Annotated in this window: 24 protein-coding genes; 17 read left to right on the forward strand and 7 right to left on the reverse strand. The window is 64.9% G+C overall.

The genetic code is table 11. The annotated features are described in order from the left end of the window. The first annotated feature begins 1 nt into the window (after position 1). The 3 genes from ACE103_RS13655 to ACE103_RS13665 are packed head-to-tail and all read left to right on the forward strand — an operon-like array spanning position 2 to position 2,158. Positions 2 to 796: an enoyl-CoA hydratase/isomerase gene (locus ACE103_RS13655; protein ID WP_375779846.1), complete on the forward strand. Its 795-nt coding sequence runs from the start codon at positions 2 to 4 to the stop codon at positions 794 to 796. After that, entirely contained in the window at positions 793 to 1,779 is a 987-nt protein-coding gene (locus ACE103_RS13660; RefSeq protein ID WP_375779847.1) for a phosphotransferase family protein, read from the forward strand. The genes ACE103_RS13655 and ACE103_RS13660 overlap by 4 nt, the downstream gene beginning before the upstream one ends. Position 1,780: 1 nt before the next feature. Further along, positions 1,781 to 2,158, forward strand: coding sequence for a DUF6285 domain-containing protein (locus tag ACE103_RS13665; RefSeq protein WP_375779848.1), 378 nt, complete (start codon positions 1,781 to 1,783; stop codon positions 2,156 to 2,158). Positions 2,159 to 2,286: 128 nt separating this feature from the next. Here the strand turns inward: ACE103_RS13665 and ACE103_RS13670 are convergent, their stop codons facing one another. Then, positions 2,287 to 3,066, reverse strand: coding sequence for an enoyl-CoA hydratase-related protein (locus tag ACE103_RS13670; protein ID WP_097670526.1), 780 nt, complete (start codon positions 3,064 to 3,066; stop codon positions 2,287 to 2,289). A 220-nt stretch (positions 3,067 to 3,286) separates the two neighbouring features. Between ACE103_RS13670 and ACE103_RS13675 the strand changes: the two genes are divergently transcribed. Then, positions 3,287 to 4,561, forward strand: coding sequence for an acyl-CoA dehydrogenase family protein (locus ACE103_RS13675; RefSeq protein ID WP_375779849.1), 1,275 nt, complete (start codon positions 3,287 to 3,289; stop codon positions 4,559 to 4,561). 26 nt (positions 4,562 to 4,587) lie between these two features. Further along, entirely contained in the window at positions 4,588 to 5,061 is a 474-nt protein-coding gene (locus ACE103_RS13680) for a GFA family protein (RefSeq protein ID WP_375779850.1), read from the forward strand. Positions 5,062 to 5,221: 160 nt separating this feature from the next. Here ACE103_RS13680 and ACE103_RS13685 read toward each other — a convergent pair whose 3' ends face one another. Then, complete coding sequence (locus ACE103_RS13685) at positions 5,222 to 6,802, reverse strand: fatty acid--CoA ligase (RefSeq protein ID WP_375779851.1); 1,581 nt, start codon at positions 6,800 to 6,802, stop codon at positions 5,222 to 5,224. A 252-nt stretch (positions 6,803 to 7,054) separates the two neighbouring features. After that, positions 7,055 to 7,930: an SDR family oxidoreductase gene (locus ACE103_RS13690; protein ID WP_298369876.1), complete on the reverse strand. Its 876-nt coding sequence runs from the start codon at positions 7,928 to 7,930 to the stop codon at positions 7,055 to 7,057. 100 nt (positions 7,931 to 8,030) lie between these two features. Between ACE103_RS13690 and ACE103_RS13695 the strand changes: the two genes are divergently transcribed. The 3 genes from ACE103_RS13695 to ppc all read left to right on the forward strand — a co-directional run bounded on the left by ACE103_RS13695 (position 8,031) and on the right by ppc (position 13,535). After that, positions 8,031 to 8,843 (forward strand): crotonase/enoyl-CoA hydratase family protein, encoded by an 813-nt coding sequence (locus ACE103_RS13695; RefSeq protein WP_375779852.1) that lies wholly within the window; start codon positions 8,031 to 8,033, stop codon positions 8,841 to 8,843. 123 nt (positions 8,844 to 8,966) lie between these two features. Beyond that, complete coding sequence (locus tag ACE103_RS13700; RefSeq protein WP_375779853.1) at positions 8,967 to 10,511, forward strand: acyl-CoA synthetase; 1,545 nt, start codon at positions 8,967 to 8,969, stop codon at positions 10,509 to 10,511. A gap of 228 nt (positions 10,512 to 10,739) precedes the next feature. Further along, on the forward strand, positions 10,740 to 13,535 hold the full coding sequence (gene ppc / locus ACE103_RS13705) for a phosphoenolpyruvate carboxylase (RefSeq protein WP_223970980.1): 2,796 nt from the start codon (positions 10,740 to 10,742) through the stop codon (positions 13,533 to 13,535). Between the two features lie 168 nt (positions 13,536 to 13,703). Here ppc and ACE103_RS13710 read toward each other — a convergent pair whose 3' ends face one another. The 4 genes from ACE103_RS13710 to ACE103_RS13725 all read right to left on the reverse strand — a co-directional run bounded on the left by ACE103_RS13710 (position 13,704) and on the right by ACE103_RS13725 (position 17,551). Continuing rightward, complete coding sequence (locus ACE103_RS13710; RefSeq protein WP_375779854.1) at positions 13,704 to 14,816, reverse strand: SMP-30/gluconolactonase/LRE family protein; 1,113 nt, start codon at positions 14,814 to 14,816, stop codon at positions 13,704 to 13,706. Between the two features lie 154 nt (positions 14,817 to 14,970). Next, entirely contained in the window at positions 14,971 to 15,885 is a 915-nt protein-coding gene (locus tag ACE103_RS13715; RefSeq protein WP_375779855.1) for an SDR family oxidoreductase, read from the reverse strand. Between the two features lie 108 nt (positions 15,886 to 15,993). After that, the gene (locus ACE103_RS13720) at positions 15,994 to 17,133 is read right to left on the reverse strand and encodes a thiolase (protein ID WP_375779856.1); all 1,140 of its coding nucleotides are present in this window, start codon (positions 17,131 to 17,133) and stop codon (positions 15,994 to 15,996) included. Between the two features lie 4 nt (positions 17,134 to 17,137). Continuing rightward, positions 17,138 to 17,551, reverse strand: coding sequence for a Zn-ribbon domain-containing OB-fold protein (locus ACE103_RS13725; protein WP_298369889.1), 414 nt, complete (start codon positions 17,549 to 17,551; stop codon positions 17,138 to 17,140). A gap of 244 nt (positions 17,552 to 17,795) precedes the next feature. On the opposite strand from ACE103_RS13725, the gene ACE103_RS13730 reads away from it, so the two are divergent. From ACE103_RS13730 to alkB, 9 genes are all read left to right on the forward strand, one after another. Continuing rightward, on the forward strand, positions 17,796 to 19,043 hold the full coding sequence (locus tag ACE103_RS13730; protein ID WP_223970970.1) for an amino acid ABC transporter substrate-binding protein: 1,248 nt from the start codon (positions 17,796 to 17,798) through the stop codon (positions 19,041 to 19,043). A 45-nt stretch (positions 19,044 to 19,088) separates the two neighbouring features. Further along, on the forward strand, positions 19,089 to 20,012 hold the full coding sequence (locus tag ACE103_RS13735) for a branched-chain amino acid ABC transporter permease (protein WP_092125078.1): 924 nt from the start codon (positions 19,089 to 19,091) through the stop codon (positions 20,010 to 20,012). Further along, entirely contained in the window at positions 20,005 to 20,925 is a 921-nt protein-coding gene (locus ACE103_RS13740) for a branched-chain amino acid ABC transporter permease (protein WP_375779857.1), read from the forward strand. Before ACE103_RS13735 ends, ACE103_RS13740 begins: the two co-directional genes overlap by 8 nt. Continuing rightward, positions 20,915 to 21,646, forward strand: a complete 732-nt coding sequence (locus tag ACE103_RS13745; RefSeq protein ID WP_375779858.1) for an ABC transporter ATP-binding protein — start codon at positions 20,915 to 20,917, stop codon at positions 21,644 to 21,646. The genes ACE103_RS13740 and ACE103_RS13745 overlap by 11 nt, the downstream gene beginning before the upstream one ends. After that, positions 21,636 to 22,355 carry an ABC transporter ATP-binding protein gene (locus ACE103_RS13750; RefSeq protein WP_223970967.1) on the forward strand — a complete coding sequence of 240 codons (720 nt, stop codon included), beginning with the start codon at positions 21,636 to 21,638 and terminating at the stop codon, positions 22,353 to 22,355. The genes ACE103_RS13745 and ACE103_RS13750 overlap by 11 nt, the downstream gene beginning before the upstream one ends. Positions 22,356 to 22,531: 176 nt before the next feature. Further along, on the forward strand, positions 22,532 to 23,881 hold the full coding sequence (locus tag ACE103_RS13755) for an amidase (RefSeq protein WP_375779859.1): 1,350 nt from the start codon (positions 22,532 to 22,534) through the stop codon (positions 23,879 to 23,881). Further along, the gene (locus tag ACE103_RS13760; RefSeq protein WP_375779860.1) at positions 23,874 to 24,560 is read left to right on the forward strand and encodes a DUF2848 domain-containing protein; all 687 of its coding nucleotides are present in this window, start codon (positions 23,874 to 23,876) and stop codon (positions 24,558 to 24,560) included. Before ACE103_RS13755 ends, ACE103_RS13760 begins: the two co-directional genes overlap by 8 nt. A 253-nt stretch (positions 24,561 to 24,813) precedes the next feature. Continuing rightward, positions 24,814 to 25,560, forward strand: coding sequence for a 2OG-Fe(II) oxygenase (locus ACE103_RS13765; protein ID WP_375779861.1), 747 nt, complete (start codon positions 24,814 to 24,816; stop codon positions 25,558 to 25,560). 12 nt (positions 25,561 to 25,572) lie between these two features. Beyond that, positions 25,573 to 26,226: a DNA oxidative demethylase AlkB gene (gene alkB / locus ACE103_RS13770; protein ID WP_375779862.1), complete on the forward strand. Its 654-nt coding sequence runs from the start codon at positions 25,573 to 25,575 to the stop codon at positions 26,224 to 26,226. Positions 26,227 to 26,264: the final 38 nt, after the last annotated feature.

Raw genomic sequence — 26,264 nt, forward strand, 5'->3', positions numbered from 1 at the left:
CATGCAGTTCAAGCACGTCACGCTCGACTTCGACGGATCGGTCGCGATCCTCAAGCTCGACCATCAGGAAGTCATGAACGCGGTCTCGATCGACATGCTGGGCGGCCTTGCCGAGGCGCTCGATGCGATCGACGACAAGCGCGACGAGGTGCGCTGCCTGGTGATCACGGGCGCCGGCCGCGCCTTCTGCACCGGCGCCAATCTGCAGGGCCGCAACCAGCAGCAGAAGCCCGGCAAGAGCAACGCCGGCGCGGCGCTGGAGACCGCGTTCCATCCGTTCCTGCGCCGATTGCGTAAGCTGCACTGTCCGATCGTGACGGCGGTGAACGGTCCGGCCGCCGGCGCCGGCATGAGCTTCGCACTGATGGGCGACCTCATCCTGTGCGCGCGCTCGTCCTACTTCCTGCAGGCGTTCCGCCGCATCGGCCTGGTGCCGGATTGCGGCTCGACCTGGCTGCTGCCGCGGCTGATCGGCAAGGCGCGTTCGGTCGAGCTGTCGCTGCTCGGCGAGCGGCTGCCGGCCGAGAAGGCGCTGGAATGGGGCCTCGTCAACCGTGTCTATGACGATGCCGCGCTGATGGAAGAGACCATGAAGCTTGCGCACGATCTGGCCAACGGCCCGACGGTTGCACTGTCGCTGATCCGAAAACTCTATTGGGACAGCCCGGAAAACACGCTCGAGGATCAGCTCAATCTGGAATTCGAGTCGCAGCGGATCGCGGGCCGCGCCGAGGATTTCAAGGAAGGCGTCACCGCGTTCCTCGAGAAGCGGCCGGCGAAGTTCACGGGCAAATGATCGAGACCGAACTCACCCGCTGCGTCGCCTCGTTTCATCCTGGCGCGACCGGCGTCACCGACGCGGCAAAACTCTCCGGCGGCGCCAGCCAGGAGACCTGGACGTTCGACATCGTGCACCCGAACGGCAATGTCGGCGCGATCCTGCGCCGCGCACCGCCGGGTTACGGTGCCGCGCCCGGCCGCGCCGCCGGTCTCGAGGCCGAGGCGACGCTGATGCAGCTCGCGCATGACGCGGGCCTGCCGTCGCCGAAGGTGATGCATGTCTTGACGCCGGAGGACGGCCTTGGCCGTGGCTTCATCATGGCGCGGGTCGAAGGCGAGACCATCGCGCGCAAAATTTTGCGCGACGAGGAATTTGCCAAGGCGCGGCCGATGCTGGCGCGCCAGCTCGGCCGTGTCATCGCCGGGATCCATGGCTTGCCGCAGGCAAAGCTGCCGCAGCTGCGCAGCCTGACGGCAACCAAGGAGATCGAGGACCTTGCCCGCGAGTATCACAGCTTCGACTGGCCGCGGCCGGTGTTCGAGCTGGCGCTGCGTTGGCTGCGCGATCACGATCCCGGTCCGTCGTCCGAGGTGACGCTGGTGCATGGCGATTTTCGTCACGGCAATCTGATCATCGGCCCCGACGGGGTGCGCGCGGTGCTCGACTGGGAGCTCGCGCATACCGGCGATCCCATGGAGGATCTCGGCTGGATCTGCGTCAATTCGTGGCGCTTCGGCGAGATCGACAAGCCGGTCGGCGGCTTCGGCTCCCGCGAGGACCTGTTCGCCGGCTACGCGGAGGCCGGCCGCAAGGTCGACCCCGATCGCGTGATGTTCTGGGAAGTGATGGGGACGCTGCGCTGGGGCGTGATGTGCTGCGGCATGATGCAGCGCTTCCGCCTGGGCCCCGATCATTCGATGGAGCGCGCGATGATCGGGCGGCGGGCGTCGGAGACCGAGATCGATCTGCTTAGGCTACTGGCACCGAGAGGCCGTTGAGATGCAGGACGAACCGACACCCACTGAACTGATCAAGGCCGTCGCCGATTTCCTGCGCAACGAGATCGCACCCGCGATCAAGGGGCACAACAGCTTCAAGCTGCGCGTCGGCATCAACGCGCTCGATCTGGTGACGCGGCAGCTCGTGCTTGCCGAGGCCGGCGATGCGACCGAGGCCGCGCGGCTGAAGGCGCTGCTCGACACGGATGGCACGCTGATGGAGCTCAACCGCGCGCTCTCGGAGAAGATCGCAGGCGGCGAGGTTGATCTGAAGACGCCGGGGCTGCCTGAACATCTCTGGCAGACCACGATGGACAAGCTCGCGGTCGATCAGCCGAACTACGCGTCGTACAAGAGGGAACTGGGGAATAAGGTGTAGCAAATATCCAAGTTCGTCATTCCGGGATGCGCCGATAGGCGCAGGCCGGAATCCATACTCACGATGTTGGTTATGGATTCCGGGCTCGTCGCTTCGCGACGCCCCGGAATGACGGAAGGAGAGAGCGTTTACCGCCCCAGCCACTTCGGCGGGCGCTTCTCCGAAAACGCCTTCGGGCCCTCGATGTAATCCTGCGAGGCGGCCATCGCCTTCACCGCCGGATATTCGCGCTGCTCGGCCAGCGCCTGCTCCAGCGAGACTTCGAGGCCCTTCTGGATCGCTTGCTTGGAGGCGCGGATCGACATCGGCGAGTTCTTGGCGATGGTCTCGGCCCAGCGCTCGGCTGCGGCGAGGGCTTCGCCCTGCGGCACCACCTCGTTGACGAAGCCGAGCTCGAGACCCTCCTTGGCGCTGACATGGCGCGCGGTCAGGATCATGCCCATGGCGCGCTTCAGCCCGATCTGGCGCGGCAAGCGGTGGACTCCGCCAGCGAGTGCCGCAAGGCCGACGCGCGGCTCGGGCAGGGCGAAGGTGGCATTCTCCGATGCAATGATCAGGTCGCAGGCCAGCGCGATCTCGAACCCGCCGCCCATTGCGACGCCATTGACGGCGGCGATGATCGGCTTGTCGCAGTCGAAGCGGCTGGTCAGGCCGGCAAAGCCGCCCTTGTCCCAGCCGCGCTTGCCGCCGGCGGCCTGCCATTTCAGGTCGTTGCCGGCGCAGAACGCCTTGTCGCCGGCGCCGGTGACGATCGCGACCCACTGCTCGGGATCGGCGGAGAAGTCGTCGAACACCTTGTTGAGCTCGAAATGCGCGTCGATATGCAGCGCGTTATAAACCTCGGGCCGCGACAGCGTCACGATGGTGATGGGACCCTTGCGCGTCACCTTGGAGAATTTCAGATCCATGTTTGCTCCCGTCGATTTTCTGCGGCGAAGAATATGGCTGATATCCTACCGCCTGCGCCTCGTTCCGTGCCATCCAATTACGCAACGCGACCGCGCGCGCAAGCGTCACCGGCCTGCTTGACTTGGCGGCGTGCTTCTCACCTTAATCGATCCGAACGCGGCTACGCGATAGCGTCTAAACGCAAAACCAGAATCAACAATATCTTCGGGAGTGACCGCCTTGGATTTCAATCTACCGGCTGACCTGACAGCCTATCTCGCCGAGCTCGATCGCTTCATCGAACGCGAGGTCAAGCCGCTGGAAGCGGCTGACGACAACATCCGCTTCTTCGATCATCGCCGCGAATGGGCGCGCACCGATTTCGACAAGGGCGGCCTGCCGCGCCATGAATGGGAACTGCTGCTGCGCAAGGTCAAGAACCTGGCGGATGCCGCCGGCCACCTGCGCTTCGCGATCCCGAAGCGTTACGGCGGCAAGGACGGCTCCAATCTCTGGATGGCGGTGATCCGCGAGCATTTTGCCTCGAAAGGTCTCGGCCTGCACAACGACCTGCAGAACGAGCACTCGATCGTCGGCAATCTTCCGCTGGTCACCATGCTCGATCGCTATGGAACCGACGAGCAGAAGGCGATGATCGACGGCTCGATCACCGGCAAGTACCGCATCACGTTCGGCCTGACCGAGCCCGAGCATGGCTCCGACGCCACGCATATGGAAACCAAGGCGGTGCCGGCGACCCGCGACAACGTCAAGGGCTGGATCATCAACGGCGAGAAGATGTGGACCACAGGCATGCATGTCGCGACGCATTGCGCGCTGTTTGCCCGCACCTCCGGCAATGACGGCGACGCGCGCGGCATCAGCTGCTTCCTGGTGCCGGCGAAGTCGCCCGGCGTGAAGGTCGAGGAGTATATGTGGACCTTCAACATGCCGACCGATCATCCGCGCGTCAGCTTCACTGACGTGTTCGTGCCGGAGGATGCGCAGTTCGGCGAGGTCGGCCGCGGCCTGTCGCTGGCGCAATGTTTTGTCCATGAGAACCGCATCCGTCAGGCGGCAAGCTCGCTCGGCGCTGCGGTTTACTGCATCAATGAGAGCGTCAAGTATGCCCGCGAGCGCAAGCCGTTCGGCAAGGCGCTGGCGGAGAACCAGGCGATCCAGTGGCCGCTGGTCGAGCTTGCGACCCAGGCCGAGATGCTGCGGCTGTTGATCCGCAAGACCGCTTGGGAAATGGACCAGCTCACCCAGGCGCAGGTCGAGCACACGCTGTCTGACCGGGTCTCGATGTGCAATTTCTGGGCAAACCGGCTGTGCTGCGAGGCCGCCGACCGCGCGATGCAGGTGCATGGCGGCATGGGCTATTCGCGCCACAAGCCGTTCGAGCATATCTATCGCCATCACCGCCGCTATCGCATCACCGAAGGCAGCGAGGAGATCCAGAAGCGCAAGGTGGCGGGCTTCCTGTTCGGCTACATGGGCGCCGGCAAGCATTGACGCATTAATCGCAGAGGCGGCACGACATGGAAGGTGGATGCACCTGCAGAAACGTCCGCTACCGCCTCACCGGCAGGCCGCTGATCATGCACGCCTGCCACTGCACCTGGTGCCAGCGCGAGACCGGCACCGTGCATGCGCTCAACGCGATGTACGAGGCCGAGCGGGTCGCGCACATCGCGGCCGAGCCCGAGATCGTGGACACGCCATCGGCGAGCGGCAAGGGCCAGAAGATCGCGCGCTGCCCGCGCTGCAAGGTCGCGGTCTGGAGCAACTATCCGGGCTCGGGAGCGGCGGTGCGCTTCGTTCGCGTCGGCACGCTGGATGATCCGAGCCGGTGCCCGCCCGATGTCCACATCTTCACGTCGTCGAAGCAGCCGTGGGTGACGTTCCCGCCCGCAGCGAAGGTGTTCGCCGAGTATTACGATCGGAGAGAGGTCTGGCCGAAAGAGGCGCAGGAGCGCTGGCGGGTCTTGCGGGAGAGAATGAAGAAGACGTGAGGCGCGACACTCCCTCCCGCGTCGTCCCTGCGAAAGCAGGGACCCATAACCACAGTTGGCTATTGTTTGAACGAGATGTGGCCCCAGCGTCGCTAGACAATGAGCAACGGTGGTTATGGGTCCCGGCTCGCGCTTCGCTTGGCGGGGACGACAGGGGAGGCTAGTTCACCTGCCGGTCCTTCCCCACCCAGTACGGATCGCGCAAATTTCGTCGCAAAATCTTGCCCGACGGGTTGCGCGGTAGCGCCGGGATGAAGTCGACCGATTTCGGCGTCTTGAATCCCGCGATCCGCTCGCGGGTGAAGTTGATGATGTCGGTCGCCGTCGCGCTCTTGCCCGGCTTCATCACCACCACCGCCTTCACCGCCTCGCCCCATTTGTCGTCGGGGATGCCGATCACTGCGGCTTCCGCCACGTCCGGGTGGTCGCAGAGCGCGCTCTCGACTTCGGCCGGATAGATGTTCTCGCCGCCGGAGATGATCATGTCCTTGATGCGGTCGTGGATGTAGAGATAGCCGTCGCGGTCCATGTAGCCGGCATCGCCGGTGCGCAGCCAGCCGTCGCTATCGATGGTGCGCGCGGTGGCCTCGGGCAGATTCCAATAGCCGGCCATGTTGGAGCCGGAGCGGGTGGCGATCTCGCCGACTTCACCGGGCGGCAGCGGTTTGCCGTCCGGATCGAGGATCGCGAGCTCGATGCCGGGCAGCGCCTTGCCGGCGGAGCGCATGCGGTCGAGCCCCTCGATGTGGTCCTCCGGCGGCAGCGCGACGATGGTGCCGGTGGTCTCGGTCATGCCATACATCTGCACGAAGCCGCATTTGAAGACCTCGATGCATTCCTTCAGCAGCGCCGCCGGGATCGGTGAGGCGCCGTAAAGCATGTATTTCAGGCGCGAGAAGTCGACCTGCCGCGCGCGGGGCTGCCGCACCACGAACTGCATCGCCGCCGGCACCATGAACAGCTTGGTGATGCCGGACTGCTCGAAGAAGTCGAGCACCTTGGTCGGGTCGAACTCGCGGGCGATCACGCCGCGGGCGCCGTGATAGAGCCCCATCACGCCCCAGCCGGAGCCGCCGATGTGGAAGATCGGCATCGCGACCAGCGAGACGTCGTCGGTGGTCCACCGGTTCCATTCCGGCTTCTCGGCCTCATTGCCGCTCTGCACGAGGTTGAGGAAGTTGGCGTGCGACAGCATCGCGCCCTTCGGCTTGCCCGTGGTACCCGAGGTGTAGAGCTGGATCGCGATGTCCTTGGGCTCGATCGCAACGCGCGGGTCGTCGCCGCTCTGCGCGTCGCGCCAGGCGAGATAGTCGGGCCATTCCGGCGCGCCGCCCTCGGTCGTGATGACGGTGCGGACGCTCGGCAGCTTGTCCCTGATGTTGCGCGCTTGCGTGATGAATTCGGGGCCGACGAACAGGGCGGGCGCCTTGCAATCGTCGACAATGAAGGCGACCTCGGGGCCTGCGAGGCGCCAGTTCACCGGCGCCATCACCACGCCTGCCTTCATCGCCCCCATCAACAATTCGAAATAGAAGTCGCTGTTCTTGCCGAGATAGGCGATCCGCTCGCCTTTCTTGATGCCCATCGCGATCAGCGCGTTGGCGACGCGGTTGGTGTTCGTGTCGAATTCGGCGAAGCTGGTTTGCCGGCCCTCGAACTCATAGGCCAGCGCATCGCCGCGACCTTTAGCGCGGTCGCGCACCATGTCGGCAAGGTTGCTCAGTTTCGGCGCGTCGGACATGTTTCCCCCGGGACGTCTTGTTTTGGTTGCGCGGAGTGTGGCGGCATCCGGCAGCAAAGACAATACGGGGAGTGGTGCACGATCGATCCACAGTGTCGTCCCGGGCAAGCGAAGCGCGACCCGGGACCCATAACCACAGGATCGAGTTGTCAGCTGCGCTGCGGCCCCAGCGCGCTCGATGTTTTCAAGACGTGGTTATGGATCCCTGCTTTCGCAGGGACGACAGCTGGAATCGAGGCGCGAGCTGTCGCTTCAACCCCGCGCCGCGCGATCCTTCTCGTTCTGCGCCTTGATCGAGTCGCGCGCCTTGGTCCAGTCGTCGTCGCTCCAGTCGCGCAGCTGGTAGAAATTGCCGCCCATTGCCAGCGCCTGCGCGCCGTCCATGGCGATGGTTTCGCCGTTGATCCAGTCGCAGCCGCCGGAGATCAGGAACACGGCGAGGTTCTGCAGCTCCTCCATGGTGCCGACCCGGCCCATCGGGTTCATCGCCTTGGTCCGCGCGCCGGCTTCGTCGCCGGGCTTGATGCGCTTGCTCATGCCTTCGGTCGGGATCTCGCCGGGCGCGATGGTGTTGAGGCGGATGCCGTGGCGGCCCCATTCGATCGCGAGCGACATCGTCATGGCATGGATCGCCGATTTGCTCATCGCCGACGGCACCACATAGGGCGAGCCGTTGCGCACCCAGGTCACGGTGATCGACACCACGTTGCCGCGATGCCCGCCGGCGATCCAGCGCCGGCCCACTGCATGCGTCACATAGAAGGTGCCGTGCATCACGATGTTGGCCACCGCATCAAATCCTCGCGCGGAGAGCTCTTCCGACCGCGAGATGAAATTGCCTGCGGCGTTGTTGATGAGATCGGTGAGGGGACCGCTGGTGGTCCAGATCGACTCGATCATCTCGTCGACCGCCATCGCGTTGCGGATATCGACGCCGTGGCTGACCACGCGTCCGCCATGCTCGGCCATCAATTCGGTGGCGGTCTCGTCGCAGACGCTCTTGCGGCGGCCGCAGATATGCACCTCGGCTCCGAGCTGCAGGAACCGCGTGGCCATGGCCTTGCCAAGGCCGGTGCCACCACCAGTTACCAGTATGCGCCGCCCGGCAAGAAGCTGGTCAGAGAACATCGTTTCCTCCACGGGGGTTGTCAGTTAATTGGTCGATTGACTAAAAGCGGACAACGGCCTTTGTGTAAAGCGCCAACTCAAGGACCAAGCGGAGGGAATGATGGAAGATCGCGTTTCGATATCGATTTCAGACGGTATCGCCGATGTCCGCCTGGTGCGGGCGGACAAGATGAACGCGCTCGATGCCGCGATGTTCGAGGCATTGGTCGCTGCAACCGACCGGCTTTCCAAGGAAAAGGGCGTTCGGGTCGTCGTACTGTCCGGCGAGGGACGGGCCTTTTGCGCCGGCCTCGACATGGGGCGGTTCGCCGCCATGAAGGATGGCGGTAACGGGGTGCCGGGCGGCGAGAACCGCGACCTCACCAACCGCACCCATGGCAAGGCCAATTTCGCGCAGCAGGCGGTCTGGGGCTGGCGCCAGCTTCCGGTGCCGGTGATCGCCGCGGTCCACGGCGTCGCGTTTGGCGGCGGCTTCCAGCTCGCGCTCGGTGCCGACATGCGCTTCCTCTCGCAGGACGCGCGGATGTCGATCATGGAGATCAAATGGGGCCTCGTCCCCGACATGGCGGGAACGCCGATCCTCGCAAGCCTCGTGCGCGACGATATCCTGCGCGAGCTCACCTATACCGGCCGGATCTTCTCGGCGCAGGAAGCACAGAGCTACGGCCTCGCCACCCGCGTCTGTGACGATCCGCGCGCCGCCGCGCTCGAGGTCGCGCGCGAGATCGCCGGCAAGAGCCCGGATGCGATCCGTGCCGCGAAGCGGATGCTGAACAATCTGTCGGTCGATCCGGCGGCCGCGCTGCTCGCGGAATCCGCCGAGCAGCAGAAGTTGCTCGGCAGCCCGAACCAGAACGAGTCGGTGCGCGCCAATCTGGAGAAGCGTGCGCCAAGGTTTGCGGATGTTGGGTAGACGCAACGCCGTCATTCCGGGATGGTCCGAAGGACCAGTCCTAGCATCTCGAGATTCCGGGTTCGATGCTGCGCATCGCCCCGGAATGACGACTTAACCCGACGACAGATCGGACAGCGACAAATGGAAACGTCCCAACCCTTTCTCGGTATCGTCAGCGGCGGTCGCCGGCGCGAGCACGCTGCGATCGCCGAGCGCACTGAGCGCATCGCCAGCGGCCTGAACAAGCTCGGCGTCAAGCCGGGCGACAGCGTCTGCATGCTGATGCGCAACGACATCGCCTTCATCGAGGCTGCCTACGCAGCGATGCGGCTCGGCGCCTATGGCGTGCCGGTCAACTGGCATTTCAAGCCGGAGGAGATCAACTACGTGCTGACGGATTCCGGCACGCGCGTCCTGATCGGCCATGCCGACATGCTGCATCCGTTGCGCGGCGCGATCCCGGATGACGTCACCGTGCTCAGCGTGCCGACGCCGCCGGAAATCCTCGCCAACTACAAGATCAATCCCGATCATCTCGCGACACCCGACTTCGCGATCGATTTCGAATCCTGGCTGGCGCAGTTCCCGCGCTATGATGGCCCTGTGGTGCCGCAGCCGCAGAACATGATCTACACCTCTGGCACAACGGGCCATCCGAAGGGGGTGCGCCGTTTCGCGCCGACGCCGGAACAGACCGCCAATGCGGAAGCGATGCGCGGGATGATCTACGGTCTGAAGCCGGGCGCGCGCGCGATCCTGCCGGGACCGCTCTACCATTCGGCGCCGAATTCCTTCGGGCTGCGTTCGGGCAGGCTCGGCGGCGCGCTGGTGCTGATGCCGCGCTTCGACGCGGAGGAATTTCTGCAGCTGATCGAGCGCGAGAAGATCGACACCATCTTCATGGTGCCGACGATGTTCATCCGCCTGATGAAGCTGCCCGAGGAGGTGCGCCGGAAGTACGACATGTCGTCGCTCCGCCACATCATCCATGCCGCCGCGCCGTGTCCGCCCGACGTCAAGCGCGCCATGATCGAATGGTGGGGACCGGTGATCTACGAATTCTACGGATCGACCGAGTCAGGTGCGGTGACGTTCGCCAATTCCGAGGACGCGCTGAAGAAGCCCGGTACGGTCGGAAAGATCTCGCCCGGCGCCGAGCTTCGCTTCATCGGCGACGACGGCAAGGAGGTGCCGCAGGGACAGATCGGCGAGATCTATTCGCGGATCGCCGGCAATCCCGATTTCACCTATCACAACAAGTCGGAGAAGCGCGCCGAGATCGACCGGCAGGGATTCATCACCTCGGGCGACGTCGGCTATATCGACGCGGATGGCTACGTCTTCATCTGCGACCGTAAGCGCGACATGGTGATCTCGGGCGGCGTCAACATCTATCCGGCCGAGATCGAGGCCGTGCTGCATGCGGTGCCCGGTGTGCACGACTGCGCGGTGTTCGGCATTCCCGACGCCGAGTTCGGCGAGGCGCTGATGGCGGTGGTCGAGCCGCAGCCGGGCGTGACGCTCGAGATCGCCTCGGTCCGCGCCCAGCTCAAGACCGCGCTCGCCGACTACAAGGTGCCCAAGCACATCGAGATCCAGACCAATTTGCCGCGCGAGGATTCCGGAAAGATATTCAAGCGCCGGCTGCGCGATCCGTATTGGGAGCAGGCGGGACGGAGGATCTAGGGCCGCAAACTTGCTGTTGTCCCGGCGAACGCCGGGACCCATCGCCGCAATCGTTCGTGGCTATGGCCGGCAGGGGCCGCAGCTTCGCGCAAAACCGCTACTTGTGGTTATGGGTCCCAGCCTTCGGGACGACATGGGTGTGTGTGCACCGCTTCCAAGTTCATCTTGCGCTGCGGCAAAAAAAGCGCACACTCCGGAGGAACCCGGCAGCCTCTGGAGTAGCCCGCCATGTCACCCCAGACCATGCCTTCCGACACCGACAACGGTGCCAGGAGTGCCGCAGAGAAGGCGGCACAGGAGGAGGATGCACGGCTCCGGAACGACATCCGGCTGCTGGGGCGCGTGCTCGGCGACACCGTCCGCGACCAGGAGGGGGCCGGCGTGTTCGACCTGGTCGAGCGCATCCGCCAGACCTCGGTCCGGTTCCACCGCGACGAGGACAAGCTGGCGCGGCGGGAGCTGGAAGGCATCCTCGACGGCATGTCGATCGACGAGACGCTGCGGATCGTCCGCGCCTTCAGCTATTTCTCCCACCTCGCCAACATTGCCGAGGACCAGAACAATATCCGCCAGATGCGCAGCCGCGGCCCCGGCGGGGCGCCCCGCCCGAGCACGCTGGAGCAGACGCTGGTGCATGCCCGCCAGGCCGGCATCAGCCCGGCCGATCTGCGCAGCTTCTTCAAGAATGCGCTGGTCAGCCCGGTCCTGACCGCGCATCCGACCGAGGTCCGCCGCAAGAGCACGATGGACCGCGAGATGGAGATCGCGGACCTGCTCGACCGCCGCGAGCGGCTGCAGATGACGCCGGAGGAGAGCGAAGCCAGCGACGAGCAGCTGCGCCGCGCGGTCGTGACGTTGTGGCAGACCAACCTGCTGCGCCGGACCAAGCTGACCGTGCTCGACGAGGTCGCCAACGGCCTGTCGTTCTACGATTACACCTTCTTGCAGGAGGTCCCGCGCGTGCACTGCGCGCTGGAGGACCGGCTGAACAAGGAGGGCGGCGAGGCGGGCGAGCTCGCCTCGTTCCTCCGGATGGGCAGCTGGATCGGCGGCGACCGCGACGGCAATCCGTTCGTCACCGCGGAGGTGATGCGCGGCACGCTGCGGCTGCAGTCGAGCCGGGTGCTCAGCTTCTATCTCGAACAGTTGCATACGCTCGGCGCCGAGCTGTCGCTTGCGGCGCACCTCGCCGACGTCTCGGACGAATTGCGCATCCTGGCCGAGCGTTCGCCGGACACCTCGCCGCATCGCAGCGGCGAGCCGTATCGTCTGGCGGTATCCGGGATCTATGCGCGGCTCGCAGCGACTGCCATGCGGCTCGAGGTCGAAACCACGCGGCCGCCGGTGGGCAAGGCCGAGCCCTATGCGAGCGTCATGGAATTCCAGGCCGATCTCGACGTCCTCAATCGCTCGCTGATCGCGAACAATTCCGGGGTGATCGCGCGCGGCCGGCTGCGGCAGTTGCGGCGGGCGGTGGATTGCTTCGGATTCCATCTGGCGCGGCTCGACGTCCGCCAGAATTCGGCGGTGCATGAGCGTACCGTCGCCGAGCTGCTCGACACTGCAAATCCCGGCACGTCGTACTTGGCGCTCGGCGAGGATGCGCGCGTCAGCCTGCTGCTCGGCGAATTGCGCAACGCGCGGCCGCTGGCTTCGCCCTTCGTCAAATATTCCGAGGAGACCCAGAGCGAGCTCGCCGTGTTCCGCGCCGCGGCCGAGGCCCACGCCAGGTTCGGCCCCGAAGTGATCCCTCAATGCATCATCTCGATGTGCAAGGGCATGTCCGACATGCTCGAGGTCGCGGTGCTGCTGAAGGAGGTCGGGCTGGTCAATCCGTCCGGCCGCAGCGCCATCAACATCGTGCCGCTGTTCGAGACCATCGAGGATCTGCAGGCCTCCAGCGGCATCATGGACCGCATGCTGGTGCTGCACGACTATCGCAAGCTGGTCGACAGTCTCGGCAGCGTGCAGGAAGTGATGCTCGGCTATTCCGACAGCAACAAGGACGGCGGCTTCGTCACTTCCGGCTGGGAACTCTACAAGGCCGAGATCGGCCTCGTCGAGGTGTTCGAGCGCCACGGCGTGCGGCTGCGCCTGTTCCATGGCCGCGGCGGCTCGGTCGGCCGCGGCGGCGGCCCGAGCTATGACGCGATCATCGCGCAGCCCGGCGGCGCAGTGAACGGCCAGATCCGCATCACCGAGCAGGGCGAGATCATCTCCTCGAAATATTCCAATGCCGAGGTCGGCCGCAGCAACCTGGAAATCCTCGCCGCGGCCACGCTGGAAACCAGCCTGCTGCAGCCGCGGCAGAGCGCGCCGCGCCCCGAATATCTCAAGGCGATGGAGGAGATTTCCGCGCTTGCGTTCAAGGCCTATCGCGGTCTCGTCTACGAGACCGAAGGCTTCGCCGACTATTTCTGGGGTTCGACCGTCATCAACGAGATCGCGACCTTGAACATCGGCAGCCGTCCGGCCTCGCGTAAGAAGACCCGCGAGATCGAGGACCTGCGTGCGATTCCGTGGGTGTTCTCCTGGGCGCAATGCCGGCTGATGCTGCCGGGCTGGTACGGCTTCGGCAGCGCGGTCGAGACCTGGATTGCCGAGCACCCGGAGCAGGGCATGCCGTTCCTGCAGGAGCTCTACAAGGAATGGCCGTTCTTCCGCACGCTGCTCTCCAACATGGACATGGTGCTGGCGAAGAGCTCGATCGCGATCGCCTCGCGCTATGCCGAGCTGGTGCCTGATGTTGCGCTGCGCGAGAAGATCTTTGGCCAGATCCGCCGCGAGTGGCATCTTTCGATCGAGACGCTGCTCGACATCATGGGTCACGACCGGCTGCTGCAGGGCAACCCGCTGCTGGAACGCGGCATCCGCAACCGCTTCCCGTACATGGATCCGCTCAACCACGTGCAGGTGGAGCTGTTGAAGGAGCACCGCGGCGCGCAGAACCCCGACGAGCAGGTGCTGCGCGGGATTCAGATCACGATCAACGGGATCTCGGCGGGGTTGAGGAACAGCGGCTAGCCACGCTGTCGTCCCGGCCTAGTGCGCGATTTGCGCACGGGGCCGGGACCCATAACCACGACTGGTCGTGCCGTGAACGGTTTGGGCCCCAGCTTTCTTCGACAATCCACAGCGGTGGTAGTCCCGGCCCCGTGCGCAATCGCGCACTAGGCCGGGACGACGGTTAGATCAACAGTTGTGTGCGCCTCTGGTCTCGACATAGACCGCGTAGAGCGACTGGCTTGCGGTCATGAACAGGCGGTTGCGCTTCTTGCCGCCGAAGGTGAGGTTGGCGCAGGTCTCCGGCAGCAGGATCTGGCCGATGCGTGCACCGTCGGGCGCGAACACCTGCACGCCGTCATAGCCCGGTCCGACCCAGCCGGCTCCGACCCAGATGTTGCCGTCGATGTCGACACGCATGCCGTCAGGGAAGCCTGACTTGCCGTCCAGCGTCATGTCGATCAGCGTGCGCGGGTTGGAGAGCTTGTCGCCGTTGAGGTCGTACTGCCAGACGATGTTCTTCGCGTTCGGGTAGTGCGTGATGCCGGTGTCGCAGACATAGACCTTCTTGTAGTCGTGGCTGAAGGCGATGCCGTTCGGCTTGAACGGTTCGTCGGCGACCTTGGTGATCTGGCCGGTCGCAGCGTCGATGCGGTAGACGGCCTCCTTCTGGTAGGGCTGGTTCGAGCCGGTGTTGGCGCGCTGGCCCTCATAGATCGAGATCGCGCCGTATCCGGGATCGGTGAACCAGATCGACTTGTCGTTGGGATGCACGACCATGTCGTTCGGCCCGTTGAGCTGCTTGCCATTGGCCTGCTCGGCCAATGAGGTGACGGTTCCGTCGTGCTCGTAACGCACCAGTCGCGTGCGCTCAGCTGTGATCTGTCGGCCCTCGAAATCGAAGGTCGAGCCGTTTGCCTCGTTCGACGGCTTGTGGAACTGCTCGGAGATATGGCCGTCATCGTCGAGGTAGCGCAACTGCCGGTTGGCCGGAATGTCGCTCCACACCAGATACTGGCCCTGCGCGTTCCAGGCTGGACCTTCAGCCCAGAGGCAGCCGGTGTAGAGCCGCTTGATCGCGGTGTTGCCGACCTTGGCCTTGAAGCGTTTGTCGTCGATCACGACGATGTCGGGGTCAGGATAACGCTGTGGCTCTGCATTTCGCCCATAGTCGCGCGCTGCAGCATCGGATGCGGCCATCGCAGATGCAGCAAGCGCGGTTGCGCCGCGCAAAATGGTTCGACGGTCGAACGCCTTCGCGCCGTCGCTCTCGTGTTGCTCTGTGTTGCTTGGATTTGTCACGAAAGTCCTCCCAGGCTTTTTGTTATCGGGAGGACGATCATGCGCCGGCAATTCGGGCACAATGCGGGCGCGTTATGAAGAAACAACCAAGGAGTGTGTCGCCCCGGCGGTTTCGCCGAGGCGACTTTTCATAAAACTGTCAGATCGGATCAGTTCAGATCGGATCCCAGGTGAAGACGTCGGCCGAGCGGTCGAGCTTGGCGAACGATCCCTTCAGCGCCGGCATGCCGTGTTCCGCAATGGTCTCGGGCGTCCAGCCTTCGCCGCGGTGCACCGAGCGCACCGGACGATGCTGGCCGAACAGGAAGATCTCGTTCATGCGCACGCCGAAGATCTGTCCGGTGACGTCCTTGGCGGCGTCCGAGAGCAGATAAGCGCAGACCGGCGCGATCTTCTCCGGGCCCATTTGCTTGATCTTCTCGACGCGGGCCTTCTCGGCGTCGGTCTCGGTCGGGATGGTGCCGATCATCCGGGTCCAGGCGAACGGCGACACGCAGTTCGAGCGGACGTTGAAGCGGCCCATGTCGAGTGCGATCGACTTCGACAGGCCGACGATGCCGAGCTTGGCGGCGGCGTAGTTGGCCTGGCCGTAATTGCCGATCAGGCCGGAGGTCGAGGTGAAGTGCACGAACGAGCCTGATTCCTGCTCGCGGTAGATGCGCGCCGCAGCGTGGCTGACATAGAACGAGCCCATCAGATGCACCTTGATGACGGCCTCGAAGGCTTCCACGCTCATCTTGTGGAAGATCATGTCGCGCAGGATGCCGGCATTGTTGACGACGCCGTCGAGCCGGCCGAAATGATCGGTCGCGGTCTTCACGATCTTGCTGGCCGGGATCGCTTCCGCCACCGACTCGAGATTGGCAACGGCCGTGCCGCCGCGCTTCTTGATCTCCTCTACCACTTCCTCAGCGGGCGCAGCATTCGAGCCGCCACCGTCGGCGGCGCCGCCGGGATCGTTGACCACGACCTTGGCGCCTTCCGCGGCGCAGAGCAGCGCGATCTCGCGGCCGATGCCGCGGCCCGCGCCGGTGACGATGATGACCTTATCCTGCAGTGATTTTGCCATGTGGGTTCTCCTGGTTTGCTGTCCGTCATTCCGGGGCGATGCGCCAGCATCGAACCCGGAATCTCGAGGTTCCGGGTTCGCGCTTCGCGCGCCCCGGAACGACGGGCGTTACTTCTCGTTCGTAAAGATGATGGTGCCTGACGCGGCGAACATGCCACCGACGCCGTGGCAGACCGAGATCTTCGCATTCGGCACCTGCGCCGGCGCGATGCCGCGCATCTGTCGCACGCTCTCCTGCAGCGCGTACATGCCGTACATGCCGGAGTGCATGTAGCTCAGCCCGCCGCCATTGGTGTTGAGCGGCAGCTTGCCGCCGGGGCGGGTGTTGCCGTCGGCGATGAACTTGCCGGCTTCCTCATGCGGCATGAAGCCGAGGTCGCCGAGGCCATAGAGCGGCAGATGCGCGAAGGCGTCGTAGATCATCAGATGATCGACGTCCTTGTGGGCGATGCCGGCCTCCTTGAACGCCAACGGGCCCGCCACCCTGAAGGCGCGCGATGAGTCAAAGGTCTTCATCTGGCTGACCATCGGCGTCTCCACGCTCTCGCCGGTGCCGAGAATGTAGACCGGCTTTTGCGGGAAATCCTTGGCGCGATCGGCCGAGGTGAGGATCAGCGCGCCGCCGCCGTCGGTGACGAGGCAGCATTGCAGCAGCCGGAACGGATAGGCGATCATCCGCGAGTTCAGGACGTCGGCGACCGTGATCGGATCCTTCATGGTCGCGCGCGGGTTCTTCGCCGCCCATTCGCGCTGCACGACGGCGACCATCGCGAGCTGCTCATGCGTGATGCCGTGCGTCTTCATGAAGCGCAGCACCGGAATCGGGAACATGCTCGGCGGCCCGTAGACGCCGAACGGCGACTCGAACTGGCCGTTGAGGCTGTCGGGTGCGGTGAAGCGCGGCTGCTTGCCGATCATCGACTTGCCGCTCTCGGCATGGGTGATCAGCACGGTCTTGCAGAGGCCGGCCTCGATCGCGGCAGCGGCGTGGCGGACATGCAGCATGAACGAGCAGCCGCCGACCGAGGTGCCGTCGACCCAGGTCGGGGTGATGCCGAGATAGTGCGCCATCTGCTGCGGGGTCTCGACCGCGGTGGCGAAGCCGTCGATGTCGGACAGCTTCAAACCGGCATCCGCGATCGCATTCAGCGCCGCGTCCGCGTGCAGCTGGATCTGCGACATGTTCGGGATGACCCCGAGTTCGGTGGTTTCGGCCGCACCGACGACGGCAACCTGATTCCTGCGCATCACATTACCCCTTTGCCGGGCGGAACAAAGGAAGGGTGATCTTGTCGTCGAGGGCCTCGAAGGCGACCTCGAGCGGCATGTCGAGCTCGAGCGCTTCCGGCGTCTGCGGACAATCGATGATGTTGCTCATCATCCGCGGACCCTCGTCGAGCTCGACGATGGCGATCGCATAAGGCGGCGTGAAGCCGGGCGCGGCGGGACGATGGTTGATGACGTAGCTGTAGAGCTTGCCTTTGCCGCTGGCCTTGAAGATTGAGACCTTGCGCGAGGCGCAGGAGGGGCAGAACGGGCGCGGCGGAAAGTAGACATTGGCGCAGGCGTCGCAGCGCTGCAGGCGCAGTTCGCCGGCCTTGGTGCCGTCCCAGAAATGCTGGGTCTCAGGTGTCGGCTTTGGTTTCGCGCGCGCGGGCTCGGCCATGTCTGATGTCTCCTCCCGAAATCGTTACGGTCTTGATGCGCCATCGAACCAAGGCCCGTCAACGGTCCATCCACGCCCCGCGCAGCGGCCTGTGTCCCGCGCATGCCGCATATTCCGCCCCTCGCACAATTGCTAAGGCCGCGATGCTTGTGTCGCTCCGGTCCGGCGCGTAGAAGGGCCGCGGTCCAAGATACGTCGAAGCCAGGTCCACGAGACGTCCAAGATACCCGGGAGGAATAACATCATGCTGAGGATCATCGGCGCGGCACTCGCTGCCAGCCTCGCATTTGCCACGCAGGCAATCGCCGCCGACGCACCGTCGGAGATCAAGATCGGCACGCTCTACGCGTCCTCGGGGCGCTACGCCTCGATCTCTATGCCGGTCTACAGCTCGCTCAAACTGTGGGTCGAGCAGAAGAACGCCGAGGGTGGCGTGTTCGTGAAGGCGTTCGACAAGAAGATCCCGATCAAGCTCGTGTCCTATGACGACCAGAGCAACACCGCGACCGCCTCGACGCTTTATAACCAGCTCGTCACCCAGGATAAGGTCGACCTGCTGGTCGCCGATTCCGGATCGGTGCTGACGGCGCCGGCGGTTGCGATCGCGCGCGACCACAAGATGTTCCTGTTCGACCAGACCGGCACCGGCGCGAGCTTCTTCTCCAAGGACAATCCCTACATCGCGCTGATGGCCGACCCGGTGTCGACGGTCTGGCCGAAGCCGGTGGCTGACTTCATCAGCCATGATGGTCCGGGCCTCGGCATCAAGAAGATCGCCATCCTCTACGCGACCAACGAGTTCACCGGTACTCAGGCCAACGCGTTCCGCAAGTTCGTCAAGGAGTCCGGCGCGCCGATCGAGATCGTCTACGACCAGGGCGTCCCGACCGAGACCACCAACTACAACGTCATCATCAACAACATCAGCAACACCAATCCCGACGCGGTGATCCATTTCGGCTACGCGCCGAACGACATCGCCTTCCTGCGCAACGTCCAGGACGTCGGCACCAAGTTCAAGATGCTGTTCGCGATCTATGCCGGCCTCGAGACCGAGCTGCTCGAGAAGAACGTCGGCGCCAAGGGCCTCGAGCATGTCTGGACCTACGTGCCGCCGTCCGAGCTGGATTATCCCGTCAATTTCGGGATGACCATGAAGGATTTCCGCACCGCCTGGCTGAAGAAGTACAACGACGGCAAGATGGAGTTCGGATTCAATGCGGTGGCCGGCTACACCACCGCGCTGGTGATCGAGAAGACGCTGTCGGTTGCGACCAGTCTCGACCAGATGGAGCTGCGCCGCGCGGTGTTCTCGCTCAGCGGCCAGCTCAAGACGCTGGACGGCACCTTCGCGCTGGATGAGACCGGCGGCCAGATCGGCGAGTTGACGCCGCTCGGCCAGCTCACGGTCGACGAGCACGATCACATCAAGTTCGTCTCGATCTATCCGCACGAGACCGCCACCGGCAAGCCGATCTATCCGGCGCCGTGATGCAGGTGAGTACACTAGACGTAGTCTTCGGCGGCGAGCGATAGCATGACTTATGCGCTCGTTGCCGGCGTGCTTTTCGGGCTGTATTTCAGCCTGGTCGGCATCGGCCTCAATCTCGTGTTCGGCGTCATGCGCATCGTCAATCTTGCGCATGGTGACATCCTGATGCTCGGCGCCTTCATCGCGCTCGGCGTGGTCGGCATTGCCGGCATCGACCCGCTGTTCGCGGTGCCGCTGGCCTTCATGGTTTTTGTGCTGGCGGGCGTGCTGCTGTATTGGGTGCTGGTGCCGCGGCTGCAGGGCTCGGCCAACCCGGAAATGCTGTCGATCATCCTGTTCTTCGGCCTGTCGCAGGTGATCGAAGCCGTCACCACGATCTTCGCGGGCACCAGCGAGCGCTCGATCCAGAGCCGGCTGCTCGGCACCGTGTTCACGACCATCAAGGTCAAGTGGTTCGGCGGCAAGGCCGGCGGGGCAGGGCCGATCCAGATCTTCGGCCAGGGCTTTCCCGCGCCCTGGGTGATCGCGGCCTGCACCAGCCTCGTCGCGATCGCGCTGGTCTACCTCTATCTCTACCACACGCGGCTTGGCACCCTGACCCGTGCGGTGATGTCACGCCGCGACGAGGCGTTGGCGACCGGTATCGATGTCGATCGCGTCTCGGCGGCGGCGTTCGGCATCGGGCTCGGCATCGCGGCGGTGGCCGGCGTGTTCGCGCCCTTCATGTTCGGCTCGGTGACGCCGGCCTTCGGCGCCGATGCGACGGTGACGTCGTTTGCGATCGTGGTGCTCGGCTCGCTCGGTAATCCCTTAGGGACCGCGCTCGGCGGCGTCGTCTACGGCCTCTGCTACATGCTGGTGCAGACCTATCTCAGTTCCTGGGCTGACCTCTTGCCCTATGTGTTGTTGATCGTGATCCTGTTGTTGCGCCCGAGCGGTCTGCTCGGAAGGCGGGTGCGCGTTGCATAATGCATCGAAGCACCTGCTGTTCATCCTGGCGCCGCTGGTGGTGGTGTTCGCACTGCTGCCCGGCGTCTACCAAAACCATCTGCTGCTGTTCAACTTCGTGATCTTCCTGATCCTCGCGCAGGGCGTGAACATCATCTATGGCTTCACCGGCTATCTGCCGTTCGGCTATGTCGGCTTCTTCGGGGCCGGCGCCTACGGCTTTGCCATCGTGGTGATGCATCTGCAGACGCCGGCGCCGCTCGCCGTTCTGGTCGGCGGTGTCGTCGCGGTTGCGCTCGGCCTGTTGCTGACTCCGCTGCTGCGGCTGTCGGGTGCGTATTTTGCGATCGCCAATCTCGCGGCCTCGCTCGCCGTGCTGCACTTCGTCGCCAACCCGGCGCTGGAGGGCATCACCAAGGGCCCCTACGGCGTATCGCTCACCGGCACGTTCAATCCGACCCATGCCTATTATGCGGCCGTGGTCGTGATGGCGCTGACGGTCGGCGCGGTGATCTATCTCAAGAACTCGCCGTTCGGCCTGGCGCTGCAGGCCGTGCGCGAGGATGCGGTGTCGGCCTCGATGGCCGGCGTCAACATCATCAAGATGCGGGTGATCGCCTGGCTCGCCTCGGCGCTGGTCGCAGGCCTCGCCGGCGGCATCTACGCCTGGTACGTCTCGGTGTTCTATCCCGACAACGTGTTCTCCGGCGAGTTCTCGATCTTCGCGATCGTGTTCGCGCTGTTCGGTGGAGTTGCCACCATCACCGGACCGATCGTCGGCGTGCTCATTCTCTACGGCATCTACAATCTGATCGGCTTCACCACGCCGCAATATTTCCAGCTGATCTACGGCCTGCTGATCATGGGTTTGGTCTTGTTCCTGCCCGCGGGACTGGTGTCGCTGGCAACGCGCAGGGGGTGGCATGTCCCCTGAGCAAAACTCCATCCTCAAGGTCTCCAAGCTGGTCAAGCGCTTCGGCGGCTTCCACGCGCTCGACGGACTGAGCTTTCACGTCGTGCCGGGCGAAATTCTTGGTCTGGTCGGTCCGAACGGCTCCGGCAAGACCACGGCGATCAATGTGATCTCGGGTCTCTATGCGCCCGACGGCGGCGAGGTCGTGTTCGACGGCGCGTCTTCCGGCGGCGTCGCCTCGCACAAGCTGGTTCACCGCGGCATCAATCGCACCTTCCAGGTGCCGAAGCCGTTCCTGTCGCTCACGGTGCGCGAGAACATCCAGGTGGCGCTGGCCTATGGCGGCGCGACCGGCACGCCGACGTCGATCGCCGAGCTGCTTGAGGAATACCGGCTCAAGGAGGTCGCCGATCGTCCTGCGGCCGATCTCAACAGCGCGCAGCAGAAGATGCTCGATCTGACCCGTGCGCTCGCCACGCGCCCGCGCCTGTTGCTGCTCGACGAGCTCGCGGCCGGCCTCAACCCAGCGGAGCTCGACTGGATCGCCGGCCGCATCAAGGCGCTCGCCGCGACCGGCATGGCGATCATCGTGGTCGAGCATCTGATGGGCTTTATCGAGCAGATCACCGACCGCGTCATCGTGCTCAATGCGGGCAAGGAGATCTTCGAAGGCACGCTCGCGACAGCCGTGCGCGAGCCGCAGGTGATCGAGGTGTTTCTGGGAGGCGAGCATGCCCACTGATGCAGCATCGCTTCTGGACGCCAAGGGCGTCGATGCCGGCTACGGCACCATGCAGGTGCTGTGGGGCGTCGATCTCGACGTCCGCCCCGGCGAGACCGTGTTGTTGCTCGGCGCCAATGGCGCGGGCAAGACCACCTTCCTGAAATCGCTGGTCGGCCTGATCGAGGCCCGCAACGGCCACATCAGGCTCGGCGGCGAAGACATCACGAGAATGCGATCTTCGGATCGCATGAAGCGCGGCATGACCTACATGTCGGAGCTTGCGGTGTTTCCCGATCTGTCGATCGAGGAGAACATCCGGGTCGGCGCGCAGGCGCTGGGCCATGCCAATCCGGGCGCGCGGGTCGACGAACTGTACGGCTTGTTTCCGGTGCTGCGCGACAAGCGCCGCGACCCGGCCTCCAGCCTGTCCGGCGGCCAGCGCAAGATGCTTGGCATCGCCAAGGCACTGTCGGCCGAGCCGAAGCTGCTGGTCATGGACGAGCCCTCGGCCGGGCTGTCGCCGCTGTTCGTCAAGGAGGTGCTTCGCGCCCTGTCGAGCCTGCAAGGCCGCGGATTGGCGCTCTTGATCGCCGAGCAAAATATCGGTTTCCTTGAGATTGCCACCCGCGTATTCGTGCTGGAAGGCGGGCGGATCCGCTTTTCCGGCACGGTTGCCGAGATGAGCGGCAATGAAGAGCTGCACCGGGCCTATTTCGGGCTGAAGTGACGCTGGCGGAAGCGTTTTCGAGCGAAGTGGACACCGGTTCGCGTGAAGAAAACGCGTCAAAAAAGAAGCGCTAGCGCCGATCTGGAAATCGGCGCCGGTTCGCGCGACAATTAGCTGCAAGACCTTTTGAGTTGCCAGCCAGCAAGCCGTGAAGTGCAAGCCTTAAAGTGAAAGCCATGCCCAAAAATCCGACACTCGCCTCCCTTGCCGCCGACCTCGCCAGCGGCGCAACCTCCGCCCGCAAGCTCGTCGAGCAATGCATCGCCAGGATCGCCGATCCGTCCGGCGAGGGCCAGCGCACCTTCATCCATGTCGACCGCGACGCGGCGCTGGAAGCCGCCGATGCCATGGACCGGCTGCGCAAGGCCAACGCCGCGCCGTCGCCCTTTGCCGGCATTCCGGTCTCGATCAAGGATCTGTTCGACATCAAGGGGCAGGTGACGCGCGCCGGCTCCCGCGCGCTGGATGATTCAGCGCCGGCGGATGCCGATGCGCCTGCCGTGGCGCGGCTCAAGCGCGCCGGCTTTATCGTGATCGGCCGCACCAACATGACCGAGTTCGCCTATTCGGGCATCGGCATCAACCCGCATTACGGTACGCCGAAGAGCGCCTGGAACCGGAGCGTCGGCCATGTGCCCGGCGGCTCGTCCTCGGGCGCGGCGGTCTCGATCGCCGACGGCATGGCGTTCGGCGCGCTCGGCACCGACACCGGCGGCTCCTGCCGGATTCCGGCGGCCTTCAACGGCATCGTCGGCTACAAGCCGACCCAGCGCCGGATTCCGCTCGATGGCGGCGTGCCGCTGTCGTTCACCCTCGACAGCTACGGCCCGCTGGCCAATTCAGTGGCCTGCTGCGCCGCGCTCGATGCGGTGCTGGCCGACGAGCCGGTGACGCCGGTCACCCCGCGCCCGGTCAAGGGTATGCGGCTCGCGGTGCCGACCACGGTCGTGCTCGACGACCTCGATGATGCCGTCGCAAAGACCTTCGAGCGTGCGCTGGCTTCGTTGTCGCGCGCCGGCGCGCTGATCGAGCGCATCGAGGTGCCCGAACTGCTCGATGTCGGCGTGATGAACACCAAGGGCGGGTTTTCCGCGGCCGAGAGCTATGCCTGGCACCGCTTCCTGCTGGCCAGCAAGGGCGACATCTACGATCCCCGCGTCGCGGTGCGGATCCAGCGCGGCGAGGGGTTTCTGGCGGCCGACTATATCGACATCATCAACGCGCGCCGCTCGTTCATCGCCCGGACCGAGGCGCGCATCGCACCTTATGACGCGATGGTGCTGCCGACCACGGCGAACCTGCCGCCGACCATTGCCAGTCTCGCCGATGACAAGGCATTCGCCACCGAGAACCTGCGCGCGCTGCGCAATCCCTCGCTGATCAACGTGCTTGATGGCTGCGCGATCTCGCTGCCCGCGCATCGCGAGGGCGAAGCGCCGGTCGGCCTGATGCTTGCTGCCGCGGGCGGCTCGGATCGCCGCATCTTCGAGCTTGCGGCCGGAATGGAGACCGTCATCCGTGTTTGATCTCACCTTCAATGTCGACGACAAGGGCGTCGCGACGCCACTCACGCTTGAAATCAAACAGGCCGTGATCGCCGGCTGGACCGGCCGCGATCCGGTGGCGCGCGACAAGCACATCGCCGAGCTCGAGGCGCTCGGCATCGCACGGCCCGCGACGACGCCGATCTATTACCGCTGCTCGGCGCGCCGGCTCACCTTCGCCGACACCATCGAGGTCTGCGGCGAGGACTCAAGCGGCGAGGTCGAGTTCGTGCTGATCGGCTGGCAGGGCCGCATCTTCGTCGGCTGCGGCTCCGACCATACCGACCGCAAGGTCGAGAGCTACAGCGTCACGGTGTCGAAGCAGATGTGCGACAAGCCGATGGCATCTGAACTCTGGGAACTCGAGGACGTCATCGATCACTGGGACCAGCTCATCCTGCGCTCCTGGGCCACGATAGGCGGCCAGCGCGTGCTCTATCAGGAAGGCACGCTCGATCACATGCTGCCGGTCAAGGACCTGATCGGGCGCGGCTTCGACAAGGGCGCGTTGCCGGACGGCTGCGCCATGTTCGGCGGCACCTTCGCGGCCAAGGGCGGCATCCGCCCGGCCAGCCGCTTCGAGTTCGAGCTGGAAGACCCGGTGCTGAAGCGGAAGATCAGCCACGGATATGACGTGGTCACGCTGCCGGTCAGGGGCTGATTTCTCGCCGCGAGGTCTTGGAGCGGATGCAGCCGACACCCTCTCCGCGCGTCGTCCCGGCGAAAGCCGGGACCCATAACCACAGGACAATGTGGCTGGCGCGCTGTGGCCCCAGCGATCTCAACAACTGATGACGGTGGTAATCGGTCCCGGCTTTCGCCGGGACGACAGCGGGAATTGGGGCGGCGTTCCCGGCACATCTGGATCGGAAATCGGGTGGCGACTCCCGCGATCATGCGCAAAACTCTGGCTCGTGACAGCAACAGCCAAGACCATCGCCCGCAGCTCCGCCTCTGGCGTCCCCGCCCGCGTTGACGCGCTCGACTGGGACGAGATCACGGCCGACCTCGACGGGCAGGGCTGCGCCGTCCTGGGCGGCCTGCTAACGCCTGAGGAGTGCGACACCATCGCCGCGCTCTATCCCGACGACGGCCACTTCCGCAGCCGGGTCGTGATGGGCCGCCACGGTTTTGGCCGCGGCGAGTACAAGTACTTCTCCTATCCGCTGCCGGACCTGATCGCGGAGCTGCGGCCGGCGCTCTATGCGCGGCTGACTGCGACAGCCAATCGCTGGAACCAGACGATGGGGATCGAGATCAGCTATCCGCCGTCGCATGCAGCGTTCCTGAAGCGCTGCCATGACGCCGGGCAGACGCGGCCGACGCCGCTGCTGCTGCAATATGGCGAGGGCGACTACAATTGTCTGCACCAGGATCTCTATGGCGAGCACGTGTTCCCGATCCAGGTCGCGATTCTGCTGTCGCAGCCGGGGCGCGATTTCACCGGCGGCGAATTCGTGCTGACCGAGCAGCGGCCGCGGATGCAGTCGCGGCCCGAGGTGGTGCCGTTGACCAAGGGCGATGCGGTGGCGTTTGCCGTACATCATCGTCCGGTGCAGGGGACGCGTGGGCCGTATCGTGTCAATCTACGCCACGGCGTCAGCCGGATCAGGTCCGGCCATCGCCATACCGTTGGCGTGATCTTCCACGACGCAAAGTGAGTGTGCAGAGGCGTGGCTGCTGATCTGTTCGAGACCATCGGCGATGCCCGGCCGCCGCGCGAGACGATCGCGGACGGCGCGGTGCTGTTGCGTGGTTTTGTGCGGCCGTTCGAGGCCGAACTGATCCCGGCCTTGCGCATCATCGTCAAGCAGGCGCCGTTCCGGCACCTGATCACGCCGGGCGGCCACCGGATGTCGGTCGCGATGACCAATTGCGGCGGCGTCGGCTGGGTCTCCGATCCCAGCGGCTATCGCTATGATCCGATCGATCCTGACTCGGGACAGCCCTGGCCTGAAATGCCGGAGGTGCTGCGCGGGCTCGCCGCCGAAGCTGCGGCTGCGGCCGGCTTCAACGGCTTCGCGCCGCAGGCCTGCCTGATCAACCGCTATGTGCCCGGCGCAAAACTGTCGCTGCACCAGGACAAGGACGAGCTCGACTACGGCGCGCCGATCGTCTCGATCTCGCTCGGGCTGCCGGCGGTCTTCCTGTTCGGCGGGCTGAGGCGCAGCGACACGCCGCGCCGCTACAGACTCGAACATGGCGATGTTGCGGTGTGGGGCGGGCCGTCACGGCTATTTTATCACGGTGTCGCAGCGCTCGCTGATGGCGAGCACAGCGTGCTCGGCCGGCAGCGCATCAATTTGACCTTCCGCAAGGTGCGCTAGCTCCCCCTCCCGAAAATGGGAGAGGTGGTCTAAACTCG

Origin of the sequence: Bradyrhizobium sp. ma5 (assembly GCF_042258955.1) — a bacterium.
In the GTDB taxonomy this organism is placed as follows: Bacteria; Pseudomonadota; Alphaproteobacteria; order Rhizobiales; family Xanthobacteraceae; genus Bradyrhizobium.